Origin of the sequence: Herbaspirillum aquaticum, assembly GCF_002213425.1 — a bacterium.
In the GTDB taxonomy this organism is placed as follows: Bacteria; Pseudomonadota; Gammaproteobacteria; order Burkholderiales; family Burkholderiaceae_D; genus Herbaspirillum; species Herbaspirillum aquaticum.
This window is the reverse complement of the sequence record NZ_NJGV01000025.1, coordinates 19590-41012: the sequence shown is the minus strand read 5'-3', so window position 1 is coordinate 41012 and position 21423 is coordinate 19590. Positions and strand designations below refer to the sequence as shown.

The following is a 21423-nucleotide window of genomic DNA, read 5'->3' as shown; positions in this document are numbered from 1 at the left end:
AATTTACAGCAACACCACCGCCACCAGCCCGCTGACCGCCCCGACTAGCATGGTCAGCAGCGTGACGGTCATGAGCACGCGCGGTGTGAAGGATGTGCGCAGCATCAGCAACGAAGGCAAGCTGATGCTGGGCAGGGTCATCAGCAACGCCACGGCCGGACCCACGCCCATGCCCAGCGAGAGCATGGATTGCACGATGGGGATCTCGGCCGCCGTCGGGATCACGAAGAGCGTCCCCACCACCGCCAGGGCCACGATCCACAGCAGGCTGTTGCCCATGCTGGCATCGACCTGCGGGAACAGCCACACACGTGCCGCACCCAGTGCCAGCACCACCACGATATAGACCGGTGCCGTGGTCCAGAACAGTTGCCACAGCTTGCTGCCCCAGCGCACCAGGAAATGTCGGCCATCGTCCATCGGTTCATATTCGGCGGCAGCCACTGCGTCCAAAGCAGCCTGTGGCAGGGTTTCCGTCTGTGCCACACGTTGTGCGATCAGTGAGACGCCGACGACCAGCAGCACGCCCGCCAGCAAACGCAGCACGGCAAAATCCCATCCCAGCACGAAGCCCATGAACACCAGCGTGGCCGGATTGAGTACCGGGTTGGCGATCCAGAAGGCCAGGGCGGCCCCGACCGACACTTGCTGGCGGCGCATGCCCGCCACCACCGGCGCGGCGCAGCAACTGCACATCATGCCCGGCAAGGCGAACAGGCCGCCGCGCAGGGTCGAGCCGAGGCCGGCGCGGCCGAATACCCGCAGCAGCCAGTCGCGCGGCACCAGCACCTGCACCAGCGAGCCGAGCAGCACGCCCAGCACGGCGGCTTTCCAGATGGCCAGGAAGTAGACCGTGGCATATTCCAGCGCAGCCGACCAGGGCGCGGTGGGTGCATTGGCCAGGATGGAGCCGCCAATGCTGTGCTTGTCGGCGGCCACGAAGGATTTCAGGTAGTAGGGCGACCACTTCACATAGTAGAGGCCGATGGCCGCCACCAGGACGAACAGCAGCGGCTTGAGCCAGGCAGAAGAGCCGCGCGAGGCGGAGGAAGAGAATGTCATGGGGATATCGGGTGGTCACGGAGTAGGAGAGTGCGCGCATCATACCTGCGGCGCGCCACTTCGTCAGTGCGCCAGAGGGACATGTCAGACAACCTGGCCGCGCCGGAACCAGCCTGAAGTGCAGATTCCTTCACATTCACCGCTTGCGTCCGCTTCGCGTCCTGTTATACTGCGCTTGCTGTTGTATGACGTCTTATAACAATCACCTCAACACACAACAATACGCCAAGAGACACCTCCGGCAAGTCCCGACGCCACTCCGTCCGCGTTCCTGCGGCGGCGCTTCCGGGGCAGGCTGGCGGAGCGGATGGCGAGAGACCTGGAGAAACCAATTGGCGCAAAGCAACACCCCCAGCGGCGCGGCGGCCGGCAAGCCGACCCATATCCGCTACCTGATCCTGTTCCTGCTGTTCGTCGTCACCACCGTCAACTACGCTGACCGTGCCACGCTGTCCATCGCCGGTTCGGCCATGAAGACCGAGCTGTCGCTGGATCCGGTCACCATGGGCTACATCTTCTCGGCCTTCAGCTGGGCCTATGTGCTGGCGCAGCTGCCGGGTGGCTGGCTGCTGGATCGCTTCGGCTCCAAGAAGATCTACATGTGGAGCATTGCCCTGTGGTCTTTCTTCACTTTCCTGCAGGCCGGTGTGACCTGGATGAGCACGGGCGCAGCCGTGATCGCGCTGTTCCTGCTGCGCTTCATGGTGGGCCTGGCTGAAGCGCCGTCCTTCCCGGCCAATGGCCGCATCGTTGCGGCCTGGTTCCCGACCAAGGAACGCGGCACGGCCTCGGCCATCTTCAATTCGGCGCAGTATTTCGCCGCCGTGATCTTCACGCCGCTGATGGCCTGGATCGTGCATACCTACAGCTGGCACCATGTGTTTACCGTCATGGGCGTGGTCGGCATCCTTCTGGCCATGGTCTGGGGCAAGATCATCTACAGCCCCAAGGATCATCCGCGCATCAACGCGGCTGAACTGCAGCACATCGAATCCGGGGGCGGCCTGGTCGACATGGACAACAAGAAGGTCGCCGCACCTTCCACCAAGGGCAAAGGCTACATCCGCCAGCTGCTGTCCAACCGCATGCTGCTGGGCGTCTACATCGGCCAGTACTGCATCAACGTGATCACCTATTTCTTCCTGACCTGGTTCCCGGTGTACCTGGTGCAGGAGCGTGGCATGTCCATTCTCAAGGCCGGTTTCGTGGCCTCGATCCCGGCGGTGTGCGGTTTCATCGGAGGCGTGGTCGGCGGCCTGATCTCGGACCGTCTCATCAAGAGCGGCATGTCGGTCACCTGGTCGCGCAAGATCCCCATCGTGGGCGGCATGCTGCTGTCGATGACTATGATCCTGTGCAATTACGTCGACGCGCAGTGGATGGTCGTGGGCATCATGGCGCTGGCCTTCTTCGGCAAGGGCGTGGGCGCGCTGGGCTGGGCGGTGGTGGCCGATACCGCGCCCAAGCAGATCGTGGGCCTCTCCGGTGGTCTCTTCAACATGTTCGGCAATGTGGCCGGTATCACCACTCCCATCGTGATCGGCTACATCGTCAAGGAAACCGGTTCCTTCTCCGGTGCCCTGGTCTTCGTGGGCATCAATGCGCTGGTGACCGTGATCAGCTATCTTGTCATCGTCAAGGAAATCAAGCGCGTCGAACTCAAGGACGCCTGATCCGTTTTGCCGGCGGCCGCTGTTGCAGTGGCCGCCCTTCATTTGAATTGCAGCACTCTGTTGTATGGGACTTAGCATGAGCACCGATACCGCCGCCAGCCAGGCATTCACTCCGCGCTACATCATGATGAACGACACCGACAATGTCGCCATCGTCGTCAATGACGGCGGCCTGCCGGCCGGCACCGTCTTCCCCGATGGCCTGACCCTGGTCGACCGCGTTCCCCATGGCCACAAGATCGCGCTGCGCGACCTCAAGCAGGGCGAAGCCATCGTGCGTTATGACGTGGCCATCGGCTACGCCGTGCGCGACATCCCCAAGGGCAGCTGGATCGAGGAATCGCTGGTGCAGATGCCGCCGGCGCGCGAACTCGACAACCTGCCCATCGCCACCAGGAAGCCGGCGCCGCAGCCGCCGCTGGAAGGCTATACCTTCGAGGGCTACCGCAACGCCGATGGCTCGGTGGGCACGCGCAACCTGCTGGCCATCACCACCACCGTGCAATGCGTGGCCGGGGTGGTGGAGCATGCGGTCAAGCGCATCCGCGCCGAACTGCTGCCCAAGTATCCCAATGTGGAAGATGTGGTGGCGCTGGAGCACACCTACGGCTGCGGCGTGGCCATCGATGCGCCCAATGCCGGCATCCCCATCCGCACCCTGCGCAACATCAGCCTGAACCCCAACTTCGGCGGCCAGGCCATGGTGGTGAGCCTGGGCTGCGAAAAGCTCCAGCCCAACCGCCTGCTGCCGGAAAACATGATCCCCATCCACAAGGCCGGCGAGCCCTACGTGGTCTGCCTGCAGGATGCGGAGCACGTCGGTTTCAACTCCATGATCGATTCCATCATGAAGATGGCCGAGGCGCGCCTGACCGAACTGGACAAGCGCCGTCGCGAAACCTGCCCGGCCTCGGACCTGGTGGTGGGCGTGCAGTGCGGCGGCAGCGACGCCTTCTCGGGCGTGACGGCCAACCCGGCAGTGGGCTTTGCAACCGACCTGCTGGTGCGCGCCGGCGCCTCGGTGATGTTCTCGGAAGTGACCGAAGTGCGCGACGGCATCGACCAGCTGACCTCTCGCGCCGTCAACGAGGAAGTGGCCCAGGCCATGATCCGCGAGATGGACTGGTACGACAATTACCTCAAGCAAGGCGGCGTCGACCGCAGTGCCAACACCACCCCCGGCAACAAGAAGGGCGGACTGGCCAACATCGTCGAGAAGGCCATGGGCTCCATCGTCAAGTCCGGCTCCAGCCCGATTTCGGGCGTGCTCTCGCCGGGCGACAAGCTGCAGCAGAAGGGCCTGATCTATGCGGCCACGCCGGCCTCGGACTTCATCTGCGGCACCTTGCAGCTGGCGGCCGGCATGAATCTTCATATCTTCACCACGGGCCGGGGTACGCCCTATGGTTTGGCGGCCGTGCCGGTCATCAAGGTCGCCACCCGCAATGACCTGGCGCGGCGCTGGCATGACCTGATGGACGTCAACGCCGGGCGCATCGCCAGCGGCGAAGCCACCATCGAGCAGGTCGGCTGGGAGCTGTTCCAGCTGATGCTGGACGTGGCCAGCGGCAAGAAGCGCACCTGGGCCGAACAATGGAAGCTGCACAACGCGCTGACCCTGTTCAATCCGGCACCCGTGACCTGATCCTCCCTTGGGGCCCGCTTGCGGGCCTTTTTTTGTTCCATCGTGATGCCAACAACAAGATGATTCGCCAGGAGACAGCATGAGCAACACCCTTTCTTCCCCTTCTTCACCTTCTTCGCGCCTCGCCACCTTGATCGCCACTTCCGCCCTCAGCCTGGCCGCCACGCATGCCGGTGCGGCCACCGTCGCCTACGTCTCCAATGCCGACAGCCAGGACATCTACGTGCTCCAGCTCAATGGCGATGGCAGCGTCAACCTGATCGACAAGGTCGATACGGGCAGCACCGTGATGCCGCTGGCCCTGAGCCCGGACCACAAATTCCTCTACGCCGCGCTGCGTGGCCAGCCCTATTCGGTAGTGAGCTATGCCATCGATCCCGCGAGCGGCAAGCTCAAGGCCTTGTCCAAGGCGCCACTGGCCGACAACATGGCCAACATCGCCACCGACCGCAGCGGCCGTTACCTGCTGGCGGCGTCCTACTCGGGCAACAAGATCTCGGTCAATGCCATCGGGGCCGACGGCACCGTGCAGTCAGCGCCGCTGGCAGTGATCCCGACCGGGAAGAACGCGCATTGCGTGCAGGTTTCGCCTGACAATGCCTTCGTTTTTGCCAGCAACCTCGGCAGCGACGTGATCCTGCAATACCGCTTCGACGCGGCCACCGGCGCGCTTGCGCCCAACACCCCACCGTCAGTCGCCACCAAGACCGGTGCCGGGCCGCGCCATTTCGTGTTCTCGCCGGACCAGCGCTTCGTCTATTCGACCAACGAGCTCGATGCCACCGTCAACACCTATGCCTACAACCGCCAGTCCGGCACCCTGGCCCTGCAGGGCAGCGACTCGGCCTTGCCCGATGGCTTCAAGACCAGCGAACAGCTGGCCGCCGCCGACCTGCACCTGACCCCGGATGGTCGTTTTCTTTATGCCACCGAGCGCACCTCCAACACCCTCACCGGCTATCGCGTGGAGCCGGCCAGCGGCAAGCTGACCCGCATCCTCAACGTTCCCACCGAAACCCAGCCGCGCGGTTTCAACATCGATCCGCAAGGGCGCTATTTGCTGGCTGTCGGCCAGAAGGCCGGCCTGACCAGCTACGCCATCGACCGCGACAGCGGGGCACTTACCCCGGTCTTCCGCTACACCCTGGGGCGCAATCCGAATTGGGTCGAGATCATCGACCTGCCCGGCGTGCGCTGATCCTGAAGGGATTTGCTTCACCTGCCGAAGCCTTGATATGTTGTTTTTCGAGCTTGCCGGATGTCATTCCGGCAAGCTTTTTCACATCTGGGCCTCGTCATATGAAGTTGGCTTGATCCAAAACAGCCAGCCCCGGGGTGTTGCCGGTGCACAATGCGAAAGCCGACATTTGCTGACCGCCCTAACCGGGAATTGGGGGAGTTTTGGTTGGTTTGCCGCCGATATGAAGCGTGACTCGCTGATGTATCGTCTGTGCCATGTTGTTCATTTCACGTGTTGTACAAATACTAAGCGGAGAGAGGGAATGCGAAATCTGACGGTTCGCTTCAGCCTGATGAGCGCGCTTGCGCTGTTTTCATGCATGATCGTAGTGGGGGCTGGCGTAGGCATCTTTGCACTGGGCCGGGCCAACCAATCCACCGAGTACGTCCACGAGATCACCCAGCGCACCTTGCTGATCAATGATGCCTACAAGGACACTACCCGTACCCGGGCCGCCCATGGGCGCATCTATTCGACGCTGATGGAGAAGGGCGATGCGGCCGTCATCGAGTCCGCCTTGAAGAGCGCCCAGATGACCTATGACCGCAGCCTCAAGTACCTGGACGATTACGCCAAGCTGCCCGACGTGGAAGGCCAGGATCCGGCCATCAAGACCGAACTGATCGAATCGGCCAAGGCCTTGAACGAGATCCTCAAGAAGGCGACCGACACCCTCAAGGCCGGTGATGCGCAGGGTTACTCCCAGCTCAACAACAATTTCATCAGCAAGGGCGGGGCGCGTTTCTCCACGGCGCTGGAGGCGTACCAAAAGCGCGCCATGGAACTCAATGACAAGGCTACGGCCGAGCGCCAGCGCGAATACAACCTGGTGGTGTGGCTGGTGGTGGCCGGTCTGATCGGCGCCATGTTCCTGGTCGTGGGGGTGCATTTCCTGCTGCGCAACATCGTCCTCACGCCGCTGAACCGCGCCGTGCACCTGCTGGACCTGGTCGCCAATGGCGACCTGAGCACCAAGGTCGAGGTCAAGAACAACAATGAAATCGGCCGCCTGTTCTCGGCCATCCGCAGCATGCAGCAGGGTTTGCTGACCACCGTCTCGCGCGTGCGCAGCAGTTCGGACAGCATCGACACCAGCGCCAAGGAGATCGCCGCCGGCAACATGGACCTGTCTTCGCGTACCGAGCAGCAGGCCAGTTCGCTGGAAGAAACCGCCGCCTCCATGGAGGAACTGACCGGCACCGTCAAGCAGAATGCCGACAATGCCCTGCAGGCCAACCAGCTGGCGCATTCGGCCTCCTCCACCGCCAGCAAGGGCGGGGAAGTGGTGGCGCAGGTGGTCGATACCATGCAGGCCATCAATGAATCCTCGCGCAAGATCGTCGACATCATCAGCGTGATCGACGGCATCGCCTTCCAGACCAACATCCTGGCGCTCAACGCGGCGGTGGAAGCCGCGCGCGCCGGTGAGCAGGGCCGCGGCTTTGCGGTGGTGGCGTCCGAAGTGCGCTCGCTGGCCCAGCGTTCGGCGGCGGCTGCCAAGGAGATCAAGTCGCTCATCGATGATTCGGTGGAGAAGGTCGAAGCCGGCAGCCAGCTGGTGGAGCAGGCCGGTGCCACCATGAGCGAAGTGGTCGCCAGCGTGCAGCGCGTGACCGACATCGTGGGCGAGATCGCCGAAGCCAGCCGCGAGCAGAGCACCGGTATCGAACAGGTCAACCGCGCCATCACCCAGATGGATGAAGTGACCCAGCAGAACGCCGCACTGGTGGAGCAAGCGGCCGCTGCGGCCCAATCGCTGCAGGCCCAGGCGACCAACCTAGTCGGTGCGGTCAGCATCTTCAAGATCGATGCGCACCAGGTCGGCAGCCCGGCGGCCAAGCCGCGTCCGGCACCGATGGCACCGCCGCCGGCCCCGGTTGCACCCGCTGCACCTGCCTTGAAGCCGGCGCCGCCCGCGCCCGCTGCGGCGGCGGCACCGAAGGTTGCTCCCAAGTTGCCGCCTGCCAAGGCCGCGCCGCCTGCCCCGAGCAGCCGCATCAAGGACGATGCACAGGATTGGGAAGAGTTCTGATTGTTGGTGCTTTGCTTCACGAAAACCTCCGTCGCTTGGGCCACGGAGGTTTTTTTTCGGACAGCGCCTGCACTTTCTTTCATATCGCCCAAAAAGGAAGGGGGGCCGCAGTGTCCTGCGGCCCCCCTTCCTTGATTGCTCCGACCAGATCAGACGCGCGTTATTGCGGGCCCAGCTTCTTGATCAACGCAGCCAGCTCTTCGTGCTCTTCCGGCGTGCAGTCGGTCAGGGGCGTACGCACCGGGCCGGCATCGTGGCCGACGATCTTGGCGCCGGCCTTGACGATGGAGACGGCGTAACCGGCCTTGCGGTTGCGGATGGCCAGGTAGGGCAGGAAGAAGTCATCGATCAGCTTGCCCACGGTGTCGTGGTCTTCCTTGGCGATGGCCTGGTAGAACTCGACGGCGGTCTTGGGGATGAAGTTGAAGACCGCCGAGGAGTACACCGGCACGCCCAGCGCCTTGTAGGCGGCGGCGTAGACTTCCGCGGTCGGCAGGCCGCCCAGGTAGGTGAAGCGGTCACCGAGCTTGCGGCGGATATGCACCATCGGTTCGATCTCGCCGATGCCGTCCTTGAAACCGATCAGGTTGGGGCAGCGGTCAGCCAGGCGTTGCAGGGTCTCGGCGTTGAGCTTGCAGACCGCACGGTTGTAGATGATGACGCCGAAATTGACCGATTTGCAGACCGCTTCCACGTGGGCGGCGATGCCGTCCTGGCTGGCTTCGGTCAGGTAGTGGGGCATCAGCAGGATGCCATGGGCTCCGAGGCGCTCGGCTTCCTGGGCGTAGGCGATGGCCGCGCGGGTGGAACCGCCGGCGCCGGCGATGATGGGTACCTTGCCACGGCAGGTGTCGACGGCGGTGCGGATGATGTCCGAATATTCACCCGGGACCAGCGAGAAGAACTCACCCGTGCCACCGGCGGCAAACAGTGCGCTGGCGCCATAGGGGGCCAGCCATTCCAGGCGTTCGATGTAGGTCTTGGGGCGGAAATCGCCTTGCTCATCGAAGTCCGTCAGCGGGAATGACAGCAGGCCGGAAGAGAGGATCTGTTTGAGGTCTTGGGGTGTGTACTGGGACATGGTTTCGCTCGACGCCGTTAGGAATGGGTTGGAAAACGAGGCATTAGGATGAATGTTGTCTCTGGTCTTCTTGTATCCAATTAGGATATCAGTCATCGTACAACATAAGATTTCAGAAAGCCAGCAATTTGTTATGACGTTTTGCGCAGGGATGGAGGAGGGGATTGGCGGCGAGCCCGGGCGACGCGATCGCCGGCTGGTGCGTGCTTGCTGAAGAGGGAGAGAAGTAGCAGAGGGGGCCGGTCCGTGCAGCACGGACCGGTGGGGCTTGAAGGCGGTCAGGCGTTGGCCGCCGTACCCGATTCGGCTTCCTGCTGCGCGCGGCGCAGGCGCTCGCGGCTGTTGGTGAGGTGATTGCGCATGGCCGCGCGGGCCGCTTCGGTGTCGCCCCGCGCGATGGCTTCATAGATGTCTTCATGCTCGCGCTGCACCCGCTCCAGGTAGCTGGCCTGCTGGTCATGCGCCAGCTCGGCGGTATTGATGCGCTTGCGCGGGATCACCCCCATGCCCAGATGGCTGATGATCTCGATGAAATATCGGTTGCCGGTGGCGTTGGCGATGGCGAAGTGGAAGCGGAAATCCGGGCCCACGGTGTCACCGCCGCTTTTCTGGTTGGCATGGAACAGGTCCAGCGCCTCGCGGATTTCCTGCAGCTGGGCATCGCTGCGGCGCGATGCGGCCAGGCCGGCGGTCTCGGTCTCGAGGCTGATGCGCAGCTCCAGCAGCGCCAGCAGGTCGCGCATGGTGGTGATGGTGGCCGGGTCGATGTTGATGTTGGAACCCTTCTTGGCTTCCAACACGAAGGTGCCAATGCCGTGCCGCGTTTCCACCAGTCCGGCCGCCTGCAGGCGCGAGATGGCTTCGCGCACCACGGTGCGCGACACGCCCTGGGTCTGCATGATCTCGGATTCGGTAGGCAGCTTGTCGCCGGGCTTGAGGCTGCCGCTGCTCATCATTGCGGTCAGCGCCGCCACCACTTCCTGCGACAGGCTCTGGGGCTTGCGGCGCGGGCGCAGCAGCGGGTTGGGGGTATCGCTTACATCCATATCGTTTTATTTCTCGGGAGCGCTGGCAGACCGGATTGTGAATGGTTGTGATCGGTCCGCATCAGGCGGGGTGAACATAGTCGCGCCATCTTACCAGATCGATAAGCTGCCACGACGCCAGGACCAGCCGTAGCCGTGAGAGTAGCGCACTTTGCGCAAGAGGTCAGACAAGTTTCAAGTGAATTTTTCGGCGGCTTGCGCCAGGCCAGGTTTTGGTCGATATGAAGGAAAAGGCAGGGTACCTGACAGAATTACTCGGGTTTGCTATACTTGACTCAAATATTCGGGAATTCAGGGTAACCGGCCCCGCCGGTGCATTTGTTTCTGGAGCGAACTTCATGCGTCTTACCACCAAAGGCCGTTTTGCCGTGACTGCGATGATTGACCTGGCTTTGCGCCAGGGCAAGGGCCCCGTCACGCTGTCGGCCATCAGCGAGCGCCAGGAAATTTCTTTATCATATCTGGAGCAGTTGTTCGGCAAGTTGCGGCGTCACCAGATCGTCGAGTCCGTGAGGGGGCCTGGCGGTGGTTACAATCTCGCCCGCAAGGCGGCCGACGTGTCGGTTGCCGACATCATCATCGCGGTGGACGAACCCCTGGATGCAACCCAGTGCGGTGGCAAGGAAAATTGCCACAGCGCGGCCCATCCCGGCGGCGCACGCTGCATGACGCATGAGCTGTGGTCCACCCTGAACGAGAAGATGGTCGAATACCTGGATTCGGTATCCCTCCAGGACCTGGTGGACCAGCAAAAAGAACCCAAGGCGGCCGAGCACCGTGCCGCCGACTCGCAGAGCGTGGTGGTGATGCACCGCCCGCAAGCCGCAGCCTGATTTGGAGCAAGGACCTTATGAACGCACCCCTGGAAAAAAGCCTGCTGGAGACCATCAAGGCTCCGCACTTCCCGATCTACATGGACTACTCGGCGACCACCCCGGTCGATCCGCGCGTGGCCGACAAGATGATCCCTTACCTGCGCGAGCAGTTCGGCAACCCCGCTTCGCGCAGCCACATGTACGGCTGGACCGCTGAAAAGGCCGTGGAAGAGGCGCGTGAAGAAGTGGCCAAGCTGGTCAACGCGGATTCGCGCGAGATCATCTGGACCTCCGGCGCCACCGAGAGCAACAACCTGGCCATCAAGGGCGCGGCGCAGTTCTACAAGTCCAAGGGCAAGCACATCATCACCGTCAAGACCGAGCACAAGGCGGTGCTGGATACTTTCCGCGAGCTGGAGCGCGTGGGCTTCGAAGCCACCTACCTGCAGCCGCAGGACAATGGCCTGGTGACGGTCGAGCAGATCGCTGCCGCCGTGCGTCCGGATACCATCCTGGTCTCGGTCATGCTGGTGAACAATGAAATCGGCGTGATCCAGCCGGTGCCGGAGATTGGCGAGTTCTGCCGCTCCAAGGGCATCATCTTCCACAGCGACGCCGCCCAGGCGACCGGCAAGGTCAAGATCGACCTGGAGAACTGGAAGGTCGACCTGATGAGCTTCTCGGCCCACAAGAGCTACGGTCCCAAGGGCATCGGTGCCCTGTACGTGCGCCGCAAGCCGCGTGTACGCATCGAAGCGCAGATGCACGGCGGTGGCCACGAGCGCGGCCTGCGTTCGGGCACCCTGGCCACGCACCAGATCGTGGGCATGGGTGAAGCTTTCCGCCTGGCGCGTGAAGAAATGGACAGCGAACTGTCCCGCATCCGCGCGCTGCGTGACCGCCTGGCCAAGGGCCTGCAAGAGATCGAAGAAACTTACATCAACGGCGACATGGATCACCGCGTGCCGCACAACCTGAACGTGAGCTTCAACTACGTGGAAGGTGAATCGCTGATCATGGCCATCAAGGACATCGCCGTCTCGTCCGGTTCGGCTTGCACCTCGGCCAGCCTGGAGCCGTCCTACGTGCTGCGCGCCCTGGGCCGCAGCGACGAACTGGCACACAGCTCGATTCGCTTCACCATTGGTCGCTTCACCACCGAGGAAGACATCGATTTCACCATCGAGCTGATCAAGAGCAAGGTCGGCAAGCTGCGCGAGCTGTCCCCGCTGTGGGACATGTACAAGGACGGCGTGGACCTGTCCACCATCCAGTGGGCGGCCCACTAAACCAGGATTCTGCCAGCCATCGCCAGCAGCCGCAGCAGGGCAGGGCGATGGTCGAAACCATCATCTAGGGAGCAAAGAACATGTCTTATTCCGAAAAAGTACTCGACCACTATGAAAACCCCCGCAACGTCGGCGCCTTCGAAAAGGGCGACGACACCGTGGGCACCGGCATGGTCGGCGCTCCGGCTTGCGGCGACGTGATGAAGCTGCAGATCAAGGTCGGCGCGGATGGCGTCATCCAGGATGCCAAGTTCAAGACCTATGGCTGCGGTTCGGCCATCGCCTCGTCCTCGCTGGTGACCGAATGGGTCAAGGGCAAGACCCTGGACGAAGCACTGTCCATCAAGAACACCCAGATCGCCGAAGAACTGGCGCTGCCGCCGGTGAAGATCCACTGCTCGATCCTGGCCGAAGACGCCATCAAGGCCGCCGTGCAGGACTACAAGGCCAAGCACGGCGAACAGCAGCAAGCCGCCTGAGCGGCTTGACGGGCAAGACAGCAAGGCCGTTTTCGATTTCGTAAGGCAAGCATCATGGCAATCACGTTGACAGAGAAGGCAGCAAAACACATCAGCCGCTACATGGAGCGCCGTGGCAAGGGTATCGGCCTGCGCCTGGGTGTGCGCACCACCGGCTGCTCCGGCCTGGCTTACAAGCTGGAGTATGTGGATGAACAATCGTCCGAAGACACCGTCTTCGAGTCGCATGGCGTGCGCGTCTTCGTCGATCCCAAGAGCTTGCCCTACATCGATGGCACCGAGCTGGACTTCGCGCGTGAAGGACTCAATGAAGGGTTCAAGTTCCAGAACCCCAATGTCAAGGACGAGTGCGGCTGCGGCGAAAGCTTCCGCATCTGAGCTGCATTTTCAAGTTCTTGTCGATGCCGTCGCACCGGCTTTGCGGTGCAGGCGGCCAGTGCTTAGCCGGATCGTGATAGCCTGACTGCCTCGTGATCGCTCCGCGCGGGGCCGACCCGGTCACCGTCCGCTGTCCCTGATGTGCCAAGCCTGTTGCAGTCCGACAGGCTTTTTATTTTTCAGCCATGCAAAACCACTTCGACCTGTTCCAGCTGCCGCAACGCTTCGCCATCGACCAGAAGGCGCTGGAGCAGGCTTTCCACAGCGTGCAGGGCCAGGCTCATCCGGACAAGTTCGCCCACGCCAGCGACGCCGAGAAGCGCGTGGCCATGCAGTGGGCCACACGGGCCAACGAGGCTTACCAGACGCTGAAGAATCCCTTGAAGCGCGCCCGCTACCTGTGCGAACTGCACGGCGTGGATCTGCAGACCGAATCCAACACCGCCATGGCCCCGGCCTTCCTGATGCAGCAGATGGAATGGCGCGAGACACTGGACGACGCCAAGGCCGGCAAGGACATCGACGCCCTGGAGCAGCTCAACACCGAACTGCTGAGCGAGAAGAAAGCCGAGATAGCGCGCATCGAAGCGCTGCTGGACGCGGGCGACTACGCAGGTGCCGGCAAGCTGGTACGCCAGCTGATGTTCCTCGACAAGTTCGGCGCCGAGATCGGCGATGCTTTCGCCCTGATCGAAGGCTGACCGGAGACGCACGATGCCCGATCTGTTCCTGTTCCTGCTGGCCGCGATGACGCTGACCCTGGCGCCGGGTCCGGACAACATCTATGTGCTCACGCGCGGCATCGCCCAAGGGCGCAAGGCCGGGCTGGTGGCTGCGGCGGGTTTTTGTTCAGGCCTGATCTTTCATACGCTGCTGGCGGTGCTGGGTTTCGCTGCGCTCATCAAGGCCTATCCGCCGGCTTACCACGCGCTGCAATATGCGGGAGCGGCCTATCTCGCCTATCTCGGCATACGGACATTGCGCTCGGCTTCCAGCGGTATTGCCTTGGCCGCAGGCGGGCAGGGCACAGCTGCCGTCCCGCTGCGCCGCATCTACTGGCAAAGCGTGCTGGCCAATATGCTCAACCCGAAGGTGACGCTGTTCTTCATTGCCTTCCTGCCGCAGTTCGTGCAGCGCGAGGCTGGCCATGAAGCCCTGCAGATGCTGGTACTGGCGCTGGTGTTCATCGCCCAGGCCTTCGTCATCTTCAGCGCCATTGCGCTTTTTTCCGGTGCCGTCGGTGCAGTTTTCCGCCGTCGCGCTTCCGCTTCCGTCCATCTGAATCGCCTGGCAGGCTGTGCCTTCATCGGCCTGGGCATCCGGATGGCCTTACCCGAATAACAGCGAGTCACTTCGCCCCAACGCTCCACGACGAGTCCACACCTTATGGCTTTACTGCAGATTTCCGAACCGGGCATGTCCACCGCGCCACACCAGCGTCGTCTGGCCGTCGGCATTGACCTGGGTACCACCAATTCGCTGGTGGCGACCGTGCGCAACAGCATTCCCGAAGTCCTGGCCGATGATGACGGCCGCGTGCTGCTACCCTCGATCGTGCGCTACCTGCCCAACGGCCATGCCAACATCGGCTACAAGGCCCAGGCCGCGCAGACCATCGATCCGCGCAATACCATCGTCTCGGTCAAGCGCTTCATGGGGCGTGGCCTCAAGGACATCGCCCATGCCGAGAACATGCCCTACGACTTCCAGGACCAGCCTGGCATGGTGCAGATCAAGACCGTGGCGGGCGTGAAGAGTCCGGTGGAAGTGTCGGCCCAGATCCTGGCCACGCTGCGCCAGACCGCCGAGGATGCCCTGGGTGACGACCTGGTGGGCGCCGTCATCACCGTGCCGGCCTACTTCGACGATGCCCAGCGCCAGGCCACCAAGGACGCGGCGCAACTGGCCGGTCTCAACGTGCTGCGCCTGCTCAACGAACCGACGGCGGCCGCGATCGCCTACGGCCTGGACAATGCCTCCGAAGGCATCTTCGCGGTCTATGACCTGGGCGGCGGTACCTTCGATATTTCCATCCTCAAGCTCACGCGCGGCGTCTTCGAAGTGCTGTCCACGGGCGGCGACTCGGCGCTGGGCGGGGATGACTTCGACCATCGCCTGTTCTGCTGGATCAGCCACGAAGCACAACTGCAGCCGCTGTCGGATGAAGACACGCGCCTCTTGATGGTCAAGGCGCGCGAGGTCAAGGAACTGCTTTCGACCAAGGATGAAGTGCAGATCGATGCCGTGCTCAAGTCCGGCGAAGAAGTGCACCTGTCGATTACCGCCGCACAATTCAATGAAATCACCCAGCACCTGGTCGCCAAGACCATGGCGCCGGTACGCAAGGCCCTGCGCGACGCCAGCCTGACCGTGGAAGATGTCGATGGCGTGGTGCTGGTCGGTGGTGCGACCCGCATGCCGCACATCCGCCGCGCGGTGGGCGAGTTCTTCAAGACCAATCCGCTGTCCAACATCGACCCCGACAAGGTGGTGGCGCTGGGCGCGGCCGTGCAGGCCAACCTGCTGGCCGGCAATCGTGCGCCGGGCGACGACTGGCTGCTGCTGGACGTGATCCCCCTGTCGCTGGGTATCGAGACCATGGGTGGCCTGGCCGAGAAGGTCATCCCGCGCAACTCCACCATCCCCTGTGCACGTGCGCAGGAATTCACCACCTTCAAGGATGGCCAGACCGCCATGGCGATCCACGTGGTGCAGGGCGAGCGCGAACTGGTGGCTGACTGCCGTTCGCTGGCCCGTTTCGAACTGCGCGGCATCCCGCCCATGGCCGCCGGTGCGGCGCGCATCCGCGTGACCTATCAGGTCGATGCCGATGGCTTGCTGGCCGTGTCGGCGCGCGAGATGACCTCGGGCGTGGAAGCGTCCATTACCGTCAAGCCTTCGTATGGCCTGGGTGACGATGAAATCGCCCGCATGCTGCAGGAATCCTTCAGCTCGGCCGATGAAGACATGCAACGCCGCGCCCTGCGCGAAGAGCAGGTCGAAGCCGAGCGCATCGTCCTGGCCACGCGTTCGGCCCTGCAGGCCGATGCCGCGCTGCTGTCGGAAGAGGAGCGCGTGGCCATCGAAGCGCAGATCGACGCCGTGACCGTCGCCGCGCAAGGTGCCGACCACCTGGCCATCAAGGCGGCGGTGGATGCGCTGGCGCATGGCACGGAAGAATTCGCCGCACGGCGCATGGACCGCAGCGTCCACGCCGCGCTGGCTGGCAAGAAGCTCGACGAAGTCGCGTAAGCGATTGCGTCACCCGCACACTGTAGACACGATAGAGAAAACACGAGAGCCACCATGCCCCAGATCGTCATCCTCCCCCATCCGGTCCTCTGCCCTGAAGGCTCGGTGATCGATGCCCCCGCCGGCAAGACCTTGTGCGATGCGCTGCTGGACAGCGACATCGACATCGAGCACGCCTGCGAGAAATCCTGTGCCTGTACCACCTGCCACGTCGTCATCCGCGAAGGCTTCGAGACCCTTGGGGACCCGACCGACAAGGAAGAGGACCTGCTGGACATGGCCTGGGGCCTGGAAGCGACGTCCCGCCTGTCTTGCCAGGTGGTGCTGGGCGAAGACGACCTGACCGTCGAAATCCCCAAGTACACCATCAACCACGCCTCGGAAAATCACTGATCGTCCGGGCTTCACGTTCGGTGCCATGGCACCGGGGAGACTGACATGAAATGGACTGACACCCAGCAGATCGCCGAGGAACTCTACGACAAGTTTCCCGAGGTCGATCCCAAGACCATCCGCTTTACCGACCTGCATCGCTGGGTAATGGAGCTGGAGGGATTCGAGGATGATCCCAATCGCTCTGGTGAGCGCATTCTGGAAGCGATTCAGGCGGCCTGGATTGCCGAGGCGGAGTGATCGGACACCTGCTGCGCTAGCGAAAAACCGCATCGATTCGATGCGGTTTTTTTACGTCTGACGTATCTGCGATCTCTGCAAAATATCAGATGAAGAGATCAGGAGTTCGTCTTGTACCCGCAGCATATTGCGGAAAAATCTTCTCCAATGCCTGATCCGGGATGCGCATATGCCGCTCTGACAGCGCACACAAGACCGCACGAAAATCGGTCGTGATCGCCAGGTCGCGCCCTTCGTTCAAGGCCGTCTGGTTCAGCCCCGGCCACTGTCCATAAATCTTGCCGCCGCGCAGATTGCCCCCCATCAGCCACATCGCATTGCCGTGGCCATGATCGGTCCCGCCGTTGCCATTCTCCTTGAAGGTGCGGCCGAATTCGGACATCACCACGATGACCGTGTCATTGAAAGCCGGCCCCAGTTCGCGTGCCAGCGTAGCCAGGCCGGTGGCCAGCGGCGACAGCCGCCCGGCCAGCTGACCGGTGCCGTTGCCTTGCGCGATGTGCGTGTCCCAGCCACCCACGGCCAGGAAGGCCAGGCGGATGCGCGGATCATGCCGCATCAACCGGCCCAAACGCGCCGTGTCCATGGACAAACCATTGGGCAGCGGTGCGCCATTGTTGGCCATCTGCTGCTCCTGGCTGTTGATCTCGGCCATGAGCTGCTTGCGCGCGGCCATGCCGTCGCGATAGGCCTTGCCCAGCGCATCATCGCCTCCATAGAGCGGGTCGAAGACCTGGCTCCAGCGCGTCTGGTCGATCATGCTCGGGCGCGTTGCATCGCGCCCGGTCTGCAGGTTGGCCGCCACGTTGTGGCCGCTGAGGATGCGTGGCGTGGCGCTGCCGACGTTGATGGCCTGCAGCGGCGACTCGGCCGGCGGCAGGTAATCCATCACCCGGTTGAGCCAGCCATCGCGCGTGCTGTGCTGGCCGGGGGTACCCGTTTCCATATAGTCCTGCGCTTCGAAGTGCGAGCGCGAGCCATCGGGCGAACCCGATGCATGCACGAAGGCCAGCTGGCCACTCTCCCAGTACGGTATCAGCGGCTGCAGCGCCGGATGCAAACCGAAGTAACCGGTCAGGTCCAGTGCGCCATTGGCCTGGCCGGGACGTGCCACCGCAATGGTCGGGCGCGCCTGGTAATACAGCGCATCGCCATGCGGCACCACCACGTTGAGCCCGTCGACGGCCCCGCGCAGGAATACCACCACCATGCGCGGCGCGCCATCGCCCTGGGCATGCGCGCGCGGGGTAGGGGAGCCATAGCCGACCTTGCCGGGAGTGTGGCTGGCACGGCTGATGGTCTGGTCGCCAGCCGGCACGACGGCGCAGCCGGACAGGCCGATCGGGATCAGGATGGCGCCGCTACCGGCAGCGCCCAGATATCGGAGGAAATGGCGGCGGTTCATGCGAGCCTCGGCAGGATTAGCGTTTCATGAAATCGGGACTGCCCAGGATCAGGCCGGCGCGCTGGTTCTCCGGCGCGGCGTTGATCTGGGCGCTGGCCTGTGGCGTGATCGCCGGGCCCAGCGTGCGCAGCAATTGCTGCGGATCCAGCGGCGGCGCCTCGGCATTGGAAGGGGCGGGCGTCCCTTCGGGCCGCGCAATCGGCGACTTGCCGCTGGCCAGGTTGCCCGCCAGGTTGATCCGCCGCAGCAGCGCCCCCGGGTTGAGCCAGGCCGCCTCCGAATACTTGTAGCCTTCGGGCGTAAGCCAGCCATAGAGCGGCATGCCGGATTGCCCCAGTTCGCCATTGACCGGCTTGGCATTGCGTACCGTAATATCACCCGCGCGCAGGGCCGAGACCATGAACTGGTAGGGCGTCTTGAACTGTGTCTGGTAGTTGCTGCGGGCCCAGAATTGCGGGCTGTCGAACAGCGTCTGCAACACTGCGCGGATATCGCCACCGGTGGCCAGGAATTTCTGCGAAAGCTTGGCCACCAGCGCCGGATCGGGACGGTCCGAGACGAAGTACTCCACCAGCTGGGTCGAGATGAAGCGTGCTGTCGAAGGATGATTGGCCAGGATGTCCAGTGCTGCCTCGCCTTCCTGGTAGCCGCTGGCCTGCAGCGGTTTTCCAAGGAAGACCTTGGGGTCGTTGTCGTGCCGCTGGGCGACGAAGCGGAAGGGTGCAGCGCCCGCTTTCATCGCATCCAGATCAATGGTCCAGCCGGAGAGGATGCGGGCCAGCGTGATCACGTCGGCTTGCTGGTAGCCACCATCCACTCCCAGGGTATGCAGTTCCATCAGCTCGCGTGCGTAGTTTTCGTTCAGGCCCTTGAAGCGCCCACGTGCACCGGGCGTGCCGGCCCCGCTGGAGAGCCAGTTGTCGAGGTAGTAGAGCATGGCCGGATGATGCGCCACCGCACCCAGCAGGTCGCGGAAGTTGCCCAGTGCATAGGGACGGATGGCGTTCTTTTCATAGTCGCCCACCCAGTAGCGCACCCACTCCTTGCCTTCGAAGACGTTGAAGTGATTGGCCCAGAATTCGGTCATCACCTCTTCCAGTTGGCGCGGGCTCTCGGTGGCTTGCAGCAAGCGCGCCATGTGCACTTGCGGAGTCAGCTCGCGCGCTGCACGCTGGCGGGCGGCCTGCTGTTGCTCCTTGCTGGCGCTGCGGTCGAAGGACGGCGGGCCATAGTCGACAAACAATTGTGCAGGCGTCATCTGCAGCCCCGGCAGGGCCGCCAGCCGCGCCTGCAAGTCCTCTGGCAGCGCGATGCGCTCGGGATGCAGCTGCTGGTCGATGTAGCGCTTGACGCCCATGCGTTCGACCTGTTCCAGGTCGCCGGGGCGGGGCCCGTAGGCCAGGCGGTTCAGTACATGCAGGGCGCGCTCCTGGTCCGACAGCGGCATGTTGTTGCCCCCGGCGGTGGCCGGCTGCATCTGCCCCAAGGTGCAGGCCAGCACGGCCAGCATCAGCAGTGTTGAAGGTAACGGCGGGGTTCGCCTGGGTGTCGCTTGCATCGAGGTGCCTCGTGAGATCGGGAACAGTGCTGAACTGGAGTGCAACGCCGGGTGACGGCGTCAGGCCAGTATGGTCAGGGGCCTGCAGGCGGGCTGTAATAAAGTGTAATGCGGTGTGCCGGGCAGACGCGCGCCACTGTAGCGCAGCAAGCATCAAGCTTCATACAGGGTGTTACAAAGCTGACGCGTTCGTCAGCTTCCGGCAAGCGCTGTAAAGTGTGGAACATTGCGATTTGTCGCGGTTTTTCAGACGATTCTTATGCGCTCATCGGCGGCACTCGACCACAATAGCGCCTTTGCCAGTGTGCACGACCTGCATGCCGGATTACGCACTGCAGCAGCTTCATCACATCAGAATTCTTGGGAGAGGGCGCATGACATGGACCTTGGCATCGGCGACGCGCATCGCCTTGCTGGATGACCACGCCGTGGTGCGCTATGGCCTGGCCAAGCGCCTGGCCGAGGAGCCGGACTTTGCCGTCATCGGCGCATTCGCCACCAGCAAGGAGCTCATGGCGGCGCTGCGCGCCTCGCCCGCCGACTTGCTGCTCATCGATTATTCACTGGGCAGCAACGACATCGATGGCCTGAACCTGATCCGCGCGCTGCGGGTGCGCTTCCCGCGCAGCAAGATCCTGGTGAGCTCGGCCCACAGCAGCCCGGCTACCGTGGCCATGGCCATGAAGGCGGGTGCGCGCGGTTTCGTGGGCAAGTCGCAGGAACTGACCGAATTGATCCAGGCCATTCGCATCGTCACCCGCGGACGTGAATATCTCAACAGTGCCATGGCCCGCGAACTGGCCGCCATGCAGGCCGCCGAGGCGGCCGCGCGCAGCCAGCCCGAGGTCCGTCCGCCGCCCCGTCGCACGCGCAGCGCGACGGTGTCCTCCGATACGCTCTCGGATATGCCCAGCCTCTCGCCGCGAGAACGTGAAGTCCTGCGCTGCTGCCTGGATGGCATGTCGGTCACAGAGATCGCCGAAAAATTCGCCCGCAGCGTCAAGACCATCAGCGGACAGAAGCAATCGGCCTTCCGCAAGCTGGGCGTACGCAGCGACAACGAATTGTTCAAGATCGAATACCAGATCAAGGAGCTGTAAATGCCGCACCCGATGCAAAGCGCCCACACCCAGCCGCAAGTGCCCGGCGTGCTGCTGGTCGACGATTCGGCCACCATCCGCTACGCCATCCAGAACCGCCTGCAGCGGCTGGGCTGCCAGGTCGACTGCGTGGCCGATGGCGCCGCCGCGCTGGCCGCCATCCGGGCGCGGCCCTATGGCCTGGTCCTGCTGGATTGCTTCCTGCCTGACATGCCGGGCCAGGAAGTTGCGCGCCAGGTACGCCACATGGAGCAGCAGGATCCGCAGCGCCCCTACACGCCCCTGATCGGCATCTCCGGCGAGACCGACGCCCAGCACGTGCAGCGCTGCCTGGACAGCGGCATGGACGGGATGCTGGGCAAGCCCTTGCAGACCCAGGCGATCCGCCGCCTGCTGGCGCTCTGGTGCGATCACGAGAGTGAGGATGAGGGGGACGCCGCCACGGCCGAAGAGCAACACAGCCGCGACCTGGACCAGCTGTTCCTGCAGACCACCCGCAATGACCTGCAGGCCCTGGAACAGGCCAGCCTGTCAGCCGACCGCGTGCGCATGGTACAGCTGGCACACCGCATGAAGGGCGCCGCCCTCACCATGGGACGGCTGGAGATCGTGGCCTTGCTCGATTGCATGGAAGAAGCGCTGCGCGCCGACGCCGATGGCCAGGAAGCCATCGGCTTGCTGCTGCAGTCGCTGGGCAGTGCCTTGCAGGCGCGCAGCCTGCAGGCCTGAGCGCTC

The 21423-nt window shown here is 63.4% G+C and carries 20 protein-coding genes; 15 read left to right on the top strand and 5 right to left on the bottom strand.

Annotated elements, in window-relative coordinates; translation table 11 throughout:
- Positions 1-3: 3 nt before the first annotated feature.
- Positions 4-1062 (bottom strand): permease, encoded by a 1059-nt coding sequence (locus CEJ45_RS20980; protein WP_088757005.1) that lies wholly within the window; start codon positions 1060-1062, stop codon positions 4-6.
- Positions 1063-1394: 332 nt separating this feature from the next.
- Here CEJ45_RS20980 and CEJ45_RS20975 point away from each other — a divergent pair, with 332 nt between their 5' ends.
- From CEJ45_RS20975 to CEJ45_RS20960, 4 genes are all read left to right on the top strand, one after another.
- Positions 1395-2735 (top strand): MFS transporter, encoded by a 1341-nt coding sequence (locus tag CEJ45_RS20975; RefSeq protein WP_088757004.1) that lies wholly within the window; start codon positions 1395-1397, stop codon positions 2733-2735.
- A 76-nt stretch (positions 2736-2811) separates the two neighbouring features.
- Entirely contained in the window at positions 2812-4380 is a 1569-nt protein-coding gene (garD, locus tag CEJ45_RS20970; RefSeq protein WP_088757003.1) for a galactarate dehydratase, read from the top strand.
- Between the two features lie 79 nt (positions 4381-4459).
- Entirely contained in the window at positions 4460-5578 is a 1119-nt protein-coding gene (locus tag CEJ45_RS20965; protein WP_088757002.1) for a lactonase family protein, read from the top strand.
- A 304-nt stretch (positions 5579-5882) separates the two neighbouring features.
- Entirely contained in the window at positions 5883-7652 is a 1770-nt protein-coding gene (locus CEJ45_RS20960) for a methyl-accepting chemotaxis protein (protein ID WP_088757001.1), read from the top strand.
- A 160-nt stretch (positions 7653-7812) separates the two neighbouring features.
- On the opposite strand, the gene kdgD is transcribed toward CEJ45_RS20960, so the two are convergent.
- Positions 7813-8733, bottom strand: coding sequence for a 5-dehydro-4-deoxyglucarate dehydratase (kdgD, locus tag CEJ45_RS20955; protein WP_088757000.1), 921 nt, complete (start codon positions 8731-8733; stop codon positions 7813-7815).
- A 278-nt stretch (positions 8734-9011) separates the two neighbouring features.
- Positions 9012-9779 carry a FadR/GntR family transcriptional regulator gene (locus tag CEJ45_RS20950; RefSeq protein WP_088756999.1) on the bottom strand — a complete coding sequence of 256 codons (768 nt, stop codon included), beginning with the start codon at positions 9777-9779 and terminating at the stop codon, positions 9012-9014.
- Positions 9780-10117: 338 nt separating this feature from the next.
- Here CEJ45_RS20950 and iscR point away from each other — a divergent pair, with 338 nt between their 5' ends.
- The 9 genes from iscR (at position 10118) to iscX (ending at position 16625) form a co-directional block, all read left to right on the top strand.
- A complete protein-coding gene (gene iscR, locus CEJ45_RS20945; protein WP_034331344.1) occupies positions 10118-10612 on the top strand; it encodes a Fe-S cluster assembly transcriptional regulator IscR in 495 nt (164 codons plus the stop codon).
- A 17-nt stretch (positions 10613-10629) separates the two neighbouring features.
- Entirely contained in the window at positions 10630-11883 is a 1254-nt protein-coding gene (locus CEJ45_RS20940; protein WP_034331343.1) for an IscS subfamily cysteine desulfurase, read from the top strand.
- An 80-nt stretch (positions 11884-11963) separates the two neighbouring features.
- A complete protein-coding gene (iscU, locus tag CEJ45_RS20935) occupies positions 11964-12362 on the top strand; it encodes a Fe-S cluster assembly scaffold IscU (protein WP_034331342.1) in 399 nt (132 codons plus the stop codon).
- Between the two features lie 54 nt (positions 12363-12416).
- Entirely contained in the window at positions 12417-12740 is a 324-nt protein-coding gene (gene iscA, locus CEJ45_RS20930; RefSeq protein ID WP_006712826.1) for an iron-sulfur cluster assembly protein IscA, read from the top strand.
- Positions 12741-12925: 185 nt separating this feature from the next.
- A complete protein-coding gene (hscB, locus tag CEJ45_RS20925; protein ID WP_088756998.1) occupies positions 12926-13441 on the top strand; it encodes a Fe-S protein assembly co-chaperone HscB in 516 nt (171 codons plus the stop codon).
- A 13-nt stretch (positions 13442-13454) separates the two neighbouring features.
- Positions 13455-14081, top strand: coding sequence for a LysE family translocator (locus CEJ45_RS20920; RefSeq protein ID WP_088756997.1), 627 nt, complete (start codon positions 13455-13457; stop codon positions 14079-14081).
- 45 nt (positions 14082-14126) lie between these two features.
- Positions 14127-15992, top strand: a complete 1866-nt coding sequence (gene hscA, locus CEJ45_RS20915) for a Fe-S protein assembly chaperone HscA (RefSeq protein ID WP_088756996.1) — start codon at positions 14127-14129, stop codon at positions 15990-15992.
- Between the two features lie 54 nt (positions 15993-16046).
- On the top strand, positions 16047-16385 hold the full coding sequence (fdx, locus tag CEJ45_RS20910) for an ISC system 2Fe-2S type ferredoxin (RefSeq protein ID WP_088756995.1): 339 nt from the start codon (positions 16047-16049) through the stop codon (positions 16383-16385).
- Positions 16386-16430: 45 nt separating this feature from the next.
- A complete protein-coding gene (iscX, locus tag CEJ45_RS20905; RefSeq protein WP_034331339.1) occupies positions 16431-16625 on the top strand; it encodes a Fe-S cluster assembly protein IscX in 195 nt (64 codons plus the stop codon).
- An 85-nt stretch (positions 16626-16710) separates the two neighbouring features.
- Here the strand turns inward: iscX and CEJ45_RS20900 are convergent, their stop codons facing one another.
- Positions 16711-18030, bottom strand: coding sequence for a DUF1501 domain-containing protein (locus CEJ45_RS20900; RefSeq protein WP_088756994.1), 1320 nt, complete (start codon positions 18028-18030; stop codon positions 16711-16713).
- A gap of 16 nt (positions 18031-18046) precedes the next feature.
- Positions 18047-19540, bottom strand: coding sequence for a DUF1800 domain-containing protein (locus tag CEJ45_RS20895; protein ID WP_241517394.1), 1494 nt, complete (start codon positions 19538-19540; stop codon positions 18047-18049).
- A 422-nt stretch (positions 19541-19962) separates the two neighbouring features.
- Here CEJ45_RS20895 and CEJ45_RS20890 point away from each other — a divergent pair, with 422 nt between their 5' ends.
- A complete protein-coding gene (locus CEJ45_RS20890) occupies positions 19963-20688 on the top strand; it encodes a response regulator transcription factor (RefSeq protein WP_088756992.1) in 726 nt (241 codons plus the stop codon).
- Positions 20689-21417 carry a response regulator gene (locus CEJ45_RS20885; protein ID WP_241517393.1) on the top strand — a complete coding sequence of 243 codons (729 nt, stop codon included), beginning with the start codon at positions 20689-20691 and terminating at the stop codon, positions 21415-21417.
- Positions 21418-21423: the final 6 nt, after the last annotated feature.